The following is a 9920-nucleotide window of genomic DNA, read 5'->3' as shown; positions in this document are numbered from 1 at the left end:
GGCTCCCACACCCTCCCTGTGGGAGCCGGCTTGCCGGCGATTGGCTGCGTAACAGCCCCTTTCTACCTCACGACCACAAGAACAATTTAAGAAGGACGTGACATGCAACAAACCCAAGGTCTCAAGCGCGGGCTATCGGCCCGGCACATTCGTTTCATGGCGCTCGGTTCCGCGATCGGTACCGGGCTGTTCTACGGTTCGGCCTCTGCCATCCAGATGGCCGGCCCCGCGGTGCTGCTGGCCTACCTGATCGGCGGCGCGGCGGTGTTCATGGTCATGCGCGCCCTTGGCGAGATGGCCGTGCACAACCCGGTGGCCGGCTCCTTCGGCCATTACGCCAGCACCTACCTCGGCCCCATGGCGGGCTTCATCCTCGGCTGGACCTACGCCTTCGAGATGGTCATCGTGGCCATCGCCGACGTCACCGCATTCGGAATTTACATGGGCTTCTGGTTCCCGGAAGTGGCCCGTTGGATCTGGGTGCTGGGCATCGTCTTCATCATCGGCGGCCTGAACCTGTGCAACGTCAAGGTCTTCGGTGAAATGGAGTTCTGGCTGTCGTTGCTCAAGGTCGGCGCGATCGTCGCCATGATCCTGGCCGGCTTCGGCATCATGATCTTCGGCCTGGGCAATGCCACCACCGAAACCACGATGGGCGTGAGCAACCTAGTCAGCAACGGTGGCTTCATGCCCAACGGCATCGGCGGCCTGATCGCCTGCTTCGCGGTGGTGATGTTCGCCTTCGGCGGTATCGAGATCATCGGCGTCACCGCCGGTGAAGCCAAGGACCCGCAACGCGTCATTCCCAAGGCGATCAACGCCGTGCCGCTGCGCATCCTGCTGTTCTACGTGCTCACCCTGTTCGTGCTGATGTGCCTGTACCCATGGCCGCAGATCGGCAGCCAGGGCAGCCCGTTCGTGCAGATCTTCAGCAACCTGGGCATCGGCTCGGCCGCCGCTGTGCTGAACGTGGTGGTGATCTCGGCCGCGGTTTCGGCCATCAACAGCGACATCTTCGGCGCCGGTCGCATGATGTATGGCCTGGCCCAGCAAGGCCATGCGCCGCGCAGCTTCGGCAAGCTGTCCCGCCACGGCGTACCATGGATGACCGTGCTGGTGATGGGCGCCGCGCTGCTGGTCGGTGTGCTGCTGAACTACCTGATCCCGGAGAACGTGTTCCTGCTGATCGCCTCGATCGCCACCTTCGCCACCGTGTGGGTGTGGATGATGATCCTGGTCAGCCAGGTGGCCATGCGTCGCCGCCTGAGCGCCGAGCAGGTCGCCGAGCTGAAGTTCCCTGTGCCGTTCTGGCCCTACGGGCCGGCCATGGCCATCGCTTTCATGTTGTTCATCTTTGGTGTACTTGGTTACTTCCCGGATACCCAGGCCGCGTTGATCGTCGGTGTGGTCTGGGTGGTGTTCCTGGTGGCCTCCTACCTGCTGTGGTGCAAGCCGCGGGCAGGGCAGGGCCAGCCAGTCCGGGCGCCGGCCGAGCTGCACCGCTAGAAACGGAGACCGCTTATGAGAACCCTCTGGCAGCACTGCCACGTGGCGACCATGGCCCAGGGCCGCTACTCGATCGTCGAGGACGCGGCGATCGTCACCCAGGCCGGGCAGATCGAATGGATCGGCCCGCGCGGCGAACTGCCGCCGGTCGACGCCGAGCGTACGGTGGACCTGGGCGGCGCCTGGGTCACCCCGGGGCTGATCGATTGCCACTCCCATGCGGTGTTCGGTGGTAACCGCAGCGGCGAATTCGAGCAGCGCCTGCAGGGCGTCAGCTACGCCGAGATCGCCGCCCAGGGCGGCGGGATTGCCAGCACGGTGCGGGCGACCCGCGCGGCCAGCGAAGATGAACTGTTCGCCAGTGCACGCCAGCGGGTCCAGGCATTGATGCGCGATGGCATGACCACGCTGGAGATCAAGTCCGGCTACGGCCTGGATCTTGCCAACGAGCGCAAGATGCTGCGGGTCGCCCGGCGCCTGGGCGAGGAGCTGCCGCTGACCGTGCGCAGCACGTGCCTCGCCGCCCATGCCTTGCCGCCGGAATACGCCGGTCGGGCGGACGACTACATCGCGCATATCTGCGAGCAGATGCTGCCCGCCCTGGCCGAGGAAGGCCTGGTGGACGCGGTGGATGCCTTCTGCGAACACCTGGCGTTCTCGCCAGCCCAGGTCGAGAAGGTCTTCATCAAGGCGCGCGAGCTGGGCCTGCCGGTCAAGCTCCACGCCGAGCAGCTGTCGTCTCTGCACGGATCGAGCCTGGCGGCGCGCTACCACGCGCTGTCGGCCGACCACCTTGAATTCATGACCGAGGAAGATGCCATCGCCATGGCCGAGGCCGGCACCGTTGCCGTGCTGCTGCCGGGCGCATTCTACTTCCTGCGCGAAACCCAGCTGCCACCGATGGAGGCCCTGCGCCGCCATGGGGTGAAGATCGCCCTGGCCAGCGACCTGAACCCAGGCACCTCGCCTGCGTTGTCGCTGCGCCTGATGCTGAACATGGGCTGCACCCTGTTCCGCATGACCCCGGAGGAGGCACTTGCCGGCGTCACCGTGCACGCCGCTACGGCGTTGGGCCTGGGCGATAGCCACGGCTCGTTGGAAGTGGGCAAGGTGGCGGATTTCGTCGCCTGGCAGATCGAACGCCCTGCCGACCTGGCCTACTGGCTAGGTGGCGACCTGCCCAAGCGCATCGTGCGCCTGGGCCATGAAATCACCACTCATTGAGCGAGGCGACATGGACAAGGTACTGAGTTTTCACCAAGGCCAAGTGCCCCTGTTGATCAGCATGCCCCATGCCGGGCTCGGCCTGACCGATGCGGTGCGTGACGGCCTGGTCGAGCAAGCGCGTAGCCTGCCCGACACCGACTGGCACATCCCACGGCTATACGACTTCGCCCACGAGCTCGGCGCTAGCGTAGTGGCGGCGCAGTATTCGCGGTTCGTCATCGATCTCAACCGCCCGGACGATGACAAACCGCTGTACGCCGGGGCTACCACTGGCCTGTATCCTTCGACGCTGTTCGAAGGCGAGCCGCTGTTCAAGGCGGGGCAGGTGCCTTCGGCCGAAGAGCGCAAGGCCTACCTGGAGCAGGTCTGGCGCCCGTACCACGAGACGATCCGCCGCGAACTGGCCCGTCTGCGCGAGCGCCACGGCTATGCGCTGCTGTGGGATGCCCACTCGATCCGTTCGCACATCCCGCACCTGTTCGAGGGCAAACTGCCGGACTTCAACCTGGGCACCTTCAACGGCGCCAGCTGCGACCCGGCCCTGGCCGAGCGCCTGCAAGGCGTGTGCGCCGAGGCCCAGGGCTACAGCCATGTGCTCAACGGGCGCTTCAAGGGCGGGCATATCACCCGCCATTACGGCGACCCGGCCAACCACATCCACGCGGTGCAGCTGGAGCTGGCGCAGAGCACCTACATGGAAGAGGTCGAACCGTTCGCCTACCGCGAGGACCTGGCCCGGCCGACCCAGGCGGTGTTGAAGCAGTTGTTGGAAACCGTTCTGGCCTGGGGCAAGGAGCATTACGGGCGTTGATACTTGGGGCTGCCTTGCAGCCCTTTCGCGGCACAAGGCCGCTCCTACAAGGTCTTCGCGATCCCCAGTATCACGATCGACATCCACCTGTTTCACCGCGACACATGCTCAAAGCGCAATTCAGGTTTATGATGCCAGGCGGCAGACTAAATCCTCACACGGAGTGCGCAATGCAGACCCTGTACCCGCAGATCAAACCCTACGCCCGGCACGATCTGGCCGTGGAAGCGCCGCATGTGCTGTATGTCGACGAAAGCGGTTCGCCGGAAGGTCTGCCGGTGGTGTTCATCCACGGCGGCCCGGGCGCTGGCTGCGATGCCCAGAGCCGCTGCTACTTCGACCCCACCCTGTACCGCATCATCACCTTCGACCAGCGCGGCTGCGGCCGTTCCACGCCCCACGCCAGCCTGGAGAACAACACCACCTGGCACCTGGTCGAGGACCTGGAGCGCATCCGCGAGCACCTGGGGATCGACAAATGGGTGCTGTTCGGTGGCTCCTGGGGTTCCACCCTGGCCCTGGCCTACGCCCAGGCCCACCCCGAGCGCGTCCATGGCCTGATCCTGCGCGGCATCTTCCTGTGCCGTCCGCAGGAGATCCAATGGTTCTACCAGGAAGGTGCCAGCCGCCTGTTCCCCGACTATTGGCAGGACTACATCGCACCGATTCCGCCGGAAGAGCGCGGTGACTTGGTCAAGGCCTTCCACAAGCGCCTGACCGGCAACGACCAGATCGCCCAGATGCATGCCGCCAAGGCCTGGTCCACCTGGGAGGGCCGTACCGCGACGTTGCGCCCCAACCCGCTGGTGGTCGACCGCTTCTCCGAGCCACAGCGCGCCCTGTCGATCGCCCGTATCGAATGCCACTATTTCATGAACAACGCCTTCCTCGAGCCGGACCAGCTGATCCGCGACCTGCCGAAGATCGCCCATCTGCCCGCGGTGATCGTGCACGGTCGTTACGACGTGATCTGTCCGCTGGAAAACGCCTGGGCGCTGCACCAGGCCTGGCCGAACAGTGAGCTGAAGGTGATCCGCGACGCCGGCCATGCTGCTTCCGAGCCGGGTATCACCGATGCCCTGGTGCGCGCCGCCGACCAGATGGCTCGCCGCCTGCTCGACCTGCCCCTGGAAGAAGCATGAAGGGCCTGCTGCAACGCGTGCGGGGCGCGCGGGTAGAGGTAGAAGGGGAAATCGTCGGCGCCATCGACCAGGGCCTGCTGGTGCTGGTGGCGGTGGAGCCGGGGGACACCCGTGAGCACGCCGACAAGCTTTTGCACAAGCTGCTCAACTATCGTGTGTTCAGCGACCCCCAGGGCAAGATGAACCTTTCGCTCAAGGACATCGGCGGCGGCTTGCTGCTGGTCTCCCAGTTCACCCTGGCTGCCGACACCCGCAACGGCATGCGCCCGAGCTTCTCCACTGCAGCGCCGCCGGCCCTCGGCGCCGAACTGTTCGACTACCTGCTCGGGCGAGCCCGCGCCGCGCATAACGACGTCGCCAGCGGCCGTTTCGGCGCCGACATGCAGGTGCATCTGGTCAATGATGGCCCCGTAACATTTATGTTACAAATATGAGCCCAAAAACCCCATGTTTGCGTGAAAAACAAGAGGGTTTGTACGATAAATAGTTGTTCCAGCCTGATGCGTTGTAACGCGCCCTGCTGGATAATCGCGCGCTGCGTGAGCCTGCGTTCGCAGGCTCGTTTCACTTTGACTCGAGCATTGTCTGGAACCGTTTGGGGAATCATTGCGCCCTTGCGGGGTCCGAACAGTGCTCGCCAACCCGGCATTGGTCGCTGGCCGTTGGTTTCATGATCTGTTTTCGGCGAGGGTTGCTCGTGATTGTAAGTCCCTGTATTGCACAAAGAATCCCCGGAAATCGTCTGCGCAAGGCCCTGGCGGCAGGCGTTGCACTGATCGGCCTGATGAGCGCTGGCCAGCTGTGGGCATTCAATCTTGACGATGTTGCAGCCAAGGCAAAGGATCTCGCCGGCCAGAAATACGAAGCACCGAAGAGCAATCTGCCGGCGGTGTTCCGTGACATGAAATTCGCGGACTACCAGAAGATCCGCTTCATCCAGGAAAAGGCCGAGTGGGCCCAGGACAAGACCCCCTTCAAACTGTCCTTCTACCACCAGGGCATGCACTTCGACACGCCGGTGAAGATCAACCAGGTCACCGCCACCAGCGTCGAGGAAATCAAGTACGACCCGAGCCGTTTCGAGTTCGGCGACGTACCCCATGACCCCAAGACCGTCGAGAATCTCGGCTACGCCGGTTTCCGCGTGCTCTACCCGATCAACAAGGCCGGCAAGCAGGACGAGATCATGACCCTGCTGGGCGCCAGCTACTTCCGCGTCGTCGGCAAAGGCCACGTGTACGGCCTGTCGGCCCGGGGCCTGGCCATCGACACCGCGTTGCCGTCGGGTGAGGAATTCCCGCGCTTTCGCGAATTCTGGGTCGAGAAGCCCAAGCCTGCCGACAAGCACCTGGTGATCTACGCCCTGCTGGACTCGCCGCGTTCCACGGGTGCCTACAAGCTGATCCTGCGCCCAGGCAGCGACACCCTGGTGGACGTCAAGTCCAAGGTGTTCCTGCGTGACCACGTCAGCCGCCTGGGCGTTGCCCCGCTGACCAGCATGTACCTGTTCGGCAGCAACCAGCCGTCCAAGGTCCTCAACTATCGCCCGGCCCTGCACGACTCCGAGGGCCTTTCGATCCATGCCGGCAACGGCGAATGGCTGTGGCGCCCGCTGAACAACCCCAAGCACCTGGCCGTGAGCAGCTTCAGCGTGGAGAACCCGCGTGGCTTCGGCCTGCTGCAGCGTCAGCGTGAGTTCAGCCACTACGAAGACCTCGACGACAACTACCAGAAGCGTCCAAGCGCCTGGATCGAACCTCGTGGCGACTGGGGCAAAGGGACCGTCGACCTGGTCGAGATCCCGACTGCCGACGAGACCAACGACAACATCGTTGCCTTCTGGAGCCCGGAAAAGCTGCCAGAACCCGGCAAGCCGATGGAGTTCGAATACCGCCTGCGCTGGACCATCGACGAGTCCCAGCTGCACTCGCAGGCGCTGGGCTGGGTCAAGCAGACCATGCGTTCGACCGGTGACGTGAAGCAGTCCAATCTGATCCGCGAAGCCGACGGCAGCGTGGCCTTCCTGGTCGACTTCGAGGGCCCGGCGCTGGCCGCCCTGCCCGAGGACACCGCCCTGCGCACCCAGGTCAGCGTTGGCGACAACGCCGAGGTGGTCGAGAACAACCTGCGCTATAACCCTGAGATCAAGGGTTGGCGCCTGACCCTGCGGTTGAAGGTCAAGGACCCGAGCAAGTCCACCGAGATGCGTGCCGCGCTGGTACGCGACGTTCCGGTGGAACCGGCCAAGGCGGCCAAGGAAGGCAAGCAGGAGAAGGCCAACGGCAAGCACGCCAAGGCCGACAAAGCCGTCAAGGCTGAACAACCTGCCGCCGATGCGGCGCCCACCAACGGGGCCCCGGCCACCACCGAGCAGGTGATGACCGAGACCTGGAGCTATCAGTTGCCTGCCGATGAGTAACTCAAGCGCCCGGCCAGAATCGCTTGCCGAATACCTGGCCCACCTACCACTGAGCGACGAGCAACGGGCAGAACTTGCCAGCTGCACCTCGTTCAGTGAGCTGCACCAACGCCTGGCGGCCCACCCGGCCGCCAACGCCACCGAGGCCGTGCAGGCCTCGGTGGGCCCGCGCCTGACCGTGGGCAGCGCCGCCGAGCTGGAAGAGACCGAGATGCTCGGCGTCGACGCTGGCGGGCGGCTGTGCCTGAAGATCGCGCCGCCGATCAAGCGTACCCGCGTGGTGCCCGAGCCGTGGCGCACCAACGTGCTGGTGCGCATGTGGCGACGCCTGACCGGGCGCACCAACGCTCCGCAGCCGCCCAAGCGCGAGCTGCCACCGGCCCGCTGGCGCCGGGTCGGCTCCCTGCGCCGCTACATCCTGCTGCTGCTGATGATCGGCCAGACCCTCGTGGCCGGCTGGTACATGAAGGGCATCCTGCCGTATCAGGGGTGGTCGTTCGTCTCGCTCGACGAGATCATGGCCCAGACCTTCTGGGAAACCGTGGTGCAGGTCTGGCCGTACGCCTTGCAGACCTCCATCCTGGTCCTGTTCGGCATTCTGTTCTGCTGGGTGTCCGCAGGCTTCTGGACCGCGCTGATGGGCTTTCTCGAACTGCTCACCGGGCGTGACAAGTACCGCATCTCCGGCAGCAGCGCTGGCAGCGAGCCGATCGCGCCTCAGGCGCGTACCGCGCTGGTCATGCCGATCTGCAACGAGGACGTGCCGCGTGTCTTCGCCGGCCTGCGCGCGACCTTCGAGTCGGTGGCCGCCACGGGCGACCTGGACCGCTTCGACTTCTTCGTGCTCAGCGACACCAACGACACCGACATCGCCGTCGCCGAGCAGCAGGCCTGGCTCGAAGTGTGCCGCGAGGCCAAGGGCTTCGGGCGCATCTTCTATCGCCGCCGCCGTCGCCGCGTGAAGCGCAAGAGCGGCAACCTGGACGACTTCTGCCGTCGTTGGGGTGGCGAGTACAAGTACATGGTCGTGCTCGACGCCGACAGCGTCATGAGCGGCGAGTGCCTGACCAGCCTGGTGCGCCTGATGGAGGCCAACCCGGACGCGGGCATCATCCAGACCGCGCCGAAAGCGTCGGGCATGGACACGCTCTATGCGCGCATCCAGCAGTTCGCCACCCGCGTCTACGGCCCGCTGTTCACCGCCGGCCTGCACTTCTGGCAGCTGGGCGAATCGCACTATTGGGGCCACAACGCGATCATCCGCATGAAGCCCTTCATCGAGCACTGCGCCCTGGCGCCGCTGCCGGGCAAGGGGGCTTTCGCCGGTGCGATCCTCTCCCACGACTTCGTCGAAGCCGCGCTGATGCGCCGTGCCGGCTGGGGCGTGTGGATCGCCTACGACCTGCCGGGCAGCTATGAAGAACTGCCGCCGAACCTGCTCGATGAGCTCAAGCGCGACCGGCGCTGGTGCCACGGCAACTTGATGAACTTCCGTCTGTTCCTGGTAAAAGGCATGCACCCGGTGCACCGCGCAGTGTTCCTCACCGGGGTGATGTCGTACCTGTCGGCGCCGCTGTGGTTCTTCTTCCTGGTGCTCTCGACCGCGCTGCTGGCCACCAACACGCTGATGGAGCCGCAGTACTTCATCGAACCGTTCCAGCTCTATCCACTGTGGCCGCAATGGCACCCGGAGAAGGCCATCGCGCTGTTCTCCACCACCATCGTGCTGCTGTTCCTGCCCAAGCTCTTGAGCATCGTGCTGATCTGGGCCAAGGGCGCCACCGAATTCGGCGGGCGCATCAAGGTCACCTTGTCGATGCTGATCGAGATGCTGTTCTCCATGCTGCTGGCGCCGGTGCGGATGATCTTCCACACCCGCTTCGTCCTGGCCGCGTTCCTGGGCTGGGCAGCGACCTGGAACTCGCCGCAGCGTGACGACGACTCCACGCCGTGGAGCGAAGCGGTGCGTCGCCACGGCCCGCAGACCCTCCTGGGCATCGCCTGGGCGGCTTTGGTGGCCTGGTTGAACCCGAGCTTCCTGTGGTGGCTGGCGCCGATCGTGGGCTCGTTGGTGCTGTCGATCCCGGTGTCGGTGATCTCCAGCCGCGTGCGCCTGGGCCTGAGCGCCAAGGACGAGAAGCTGTTCCTGATCCCTGAGGAATACGCGACCCCGCACGAGTTGTTGGCTACCGACCAATACACCCACGAAAACCGCTGGCATGCCATGCACGAAGGTTTCGTCCGGGCGGTGGTCGACCCGCGGCAGAACGCCCTGGCCTGTGCCATGGCCACTGCACGCCACGGCCAGGCAGCTCCGATCGAGGCGCTGCGTGCCGAGCGTGTCGCCAAGGCGCTGGACGTCGGGCCCAAGGGGCTGGACGGTAACACCCGCCTGGCACTGTTGAGCGACCCGGTGGCGCTGTCGCGCCTGCATGAGCAGGTCTGGGCCACGCACAACGAAGCGTGGATCGGGGTATGGCGCAATTCCATCATCAGCGACCCTCACTCGCCCTTGCTGCCGCTGCATCCGGACAACCAGGCCCAGCCCTCGCTGGTCGGCGCTTGATCCATTCCAAAGGGCCGCTTTGCGGCCCATCGCGGCACAAGGCCGTTTCTACAGGCAATCGCGATCCTCTGTAGGAAGGGCTTTGTGCCGCGCTCGAGGGCGCAAGGTGTCCCTACGGGAAATCGTGGTCCTCTGTAGGAGCGGCCTTGTGCCGCGATCGAGGGCGCAGCCCTCGGCGATCATCCCTCCCTGATTTTGGCCAACAAAGTCCCCCCCGGCTCTAGGTGCCAGGCCGCGCATGCGTTAGCA

The 9920-nt window shown here is 65.0% G+C and carries 7 protein-coding genes; all 7 read left to right on the top strand.

Going from position 1 to position 9920, the window contains the following annotated elements; genetic code table 11:
- Window positions 1-102: 102 nt before the first annotated feature.
- The 7 genes from IRZ56_RS16975 (at window position 103) to mdoH (ending at window position 9671) form a co-directional block, all read left to right on the top strand.
- A complete protein-coding gene (locus IRZ56_RS16975) occupies window positions 103-1506 on the top strand; it encodes an amino acid permease (protein WP_196146000.1) in 1404 nt (467 codons plus the stop codon).
- 15 nt (window positions 1507-1521) lie between these two features.
- Entirely contained in the window at window positions 1522-2730 is a 1209-nt protein-coding gene (gene hutI, locus IRZ56_RS16970; protein WP_196145999.1) for an imidazolonepropionase, read from the top strand.
- Window positions 2731-2740: 10 nt separating this feature from the next.
- On the top strand, window positions 2741-3544 hold the full coding sequence (hutG, locus tag IRZ56_RS16965; protein ID WP_196145998.1) for an N-formylglutamate deformylase: 804 nt from the start codon (window positions 2741-2743) through the stop codon (window positions 3542-3544).
- Between the two features lie 170 nt (window positions 3545-3714).
- On the top strand, window positions 3715-4686 hold the full coding sequence (pip, locus tag IRZ56_RS16960; RefSeq protein WP_196145997.1) for a prolyl aminopeptidase: 972 nt from the start codon (window positions 3715-3717) through the stop codon (window positions 4684-4686).
- Window positions 4683-5120, top strand: a complete 438-nt coding sequence (gene dtd / locus IRZ56_RS16955; RefSeq protein ID WP_196145996.1) for a D-aminoacyl-tRNA deacylase — start codon at window positions 4683-4685, stop codon at window positions 5118-5120. Before pip ends, dtd begins: the two co-directional genes overlap by 4 nt.
- A gap of 263 nt (window positions 5121-5383) precedes the next feature.
- The gene (locus tag IRZ56_RS16950; protein ID WP_328311765.1) at window positions 5384-7105 is read left to right on the top strand and encodes a glucan biosynthesis protein G; all 1722 of its coding nucleotides are present in this window, start codon (window positions 5384-5386) and stop codon (window positions 7103-7105) included.
- The gene (gene mdoH / locus IRZ56_RS16945; protein WP_196145994.1) at window positions 7098-9671 is read left to right on the top strand and encodes a glucans biosynthesis glucosyltransferase MdoH; all 2574 of its coding nucleotides are present in this window, start codon (window positions 7098-7100) and stop codon (window positions 9669-9671) included. Before IRZ56_RS16950 ends, mdoH begins: the two co-directional genes overlap by 8 nt.
- Window positions 9672-9920 lie beyond the last annotated feature (249 nt).

Origin of the sequence: Pseudomonas guariconensis, assembly GCF_015680235.1 — a bacterium.
Taxonomy (GTDB): Bacteria; Pseudomonadota; Gammaproteobacteria; order Pseudomonadales; family Pseudomonadaceae; genus Aquipseudomonas; species Aquipseudomonas guariconensis_A.
Note: the sequence above shows the minus strand (reverse complement) of the source record. Positions and strands in the feature narration are given on the sequence as shown.

Bases quoted from the DNA above. Each gene is read 5' to 3' on its own strand.
- dtd (WP_196145996.1), top strand. From the start codon at position 4,683: ATGAAGGGCCTGCTGCAACGCGTGCGGGGCGCGCGGGTAGAGGTAGAA.
- hutG (WP_196145998.1), top strand. From the start codon at position 2,741: ATGGACAAGGTACTGAGTTTTCACCAAGGCCAAGTGCCCCTGTTGATC.
- pip (WP_196145997.1), top strand. From the start codon at position 3,715: ATGCAGACCCTGTACCCGCAGATCAAACCCTACGCCCGGCACGATCTG.
- hutI (WP_196145999.1), top strand. From the start codon at position 1,522: ATGAGAACCCTCTGGCAGCACTGCCACGTGGCGACCATGGCCCAGGGC.
- mdoH (WP_196145994.1), top strand. From the start codon at position 7,098: ATGAGTAACTCAAGCGCCCGGCCAGAATCGCTTGCCGAATACCTGGCC.
- IRZ56_RS16975 (WP_196146000.1), top strand. From the start codon at position 103: ATGCAACAAACCCAAGGTCTCAAGCGCGGGCTATCGGCCCGGCACATT.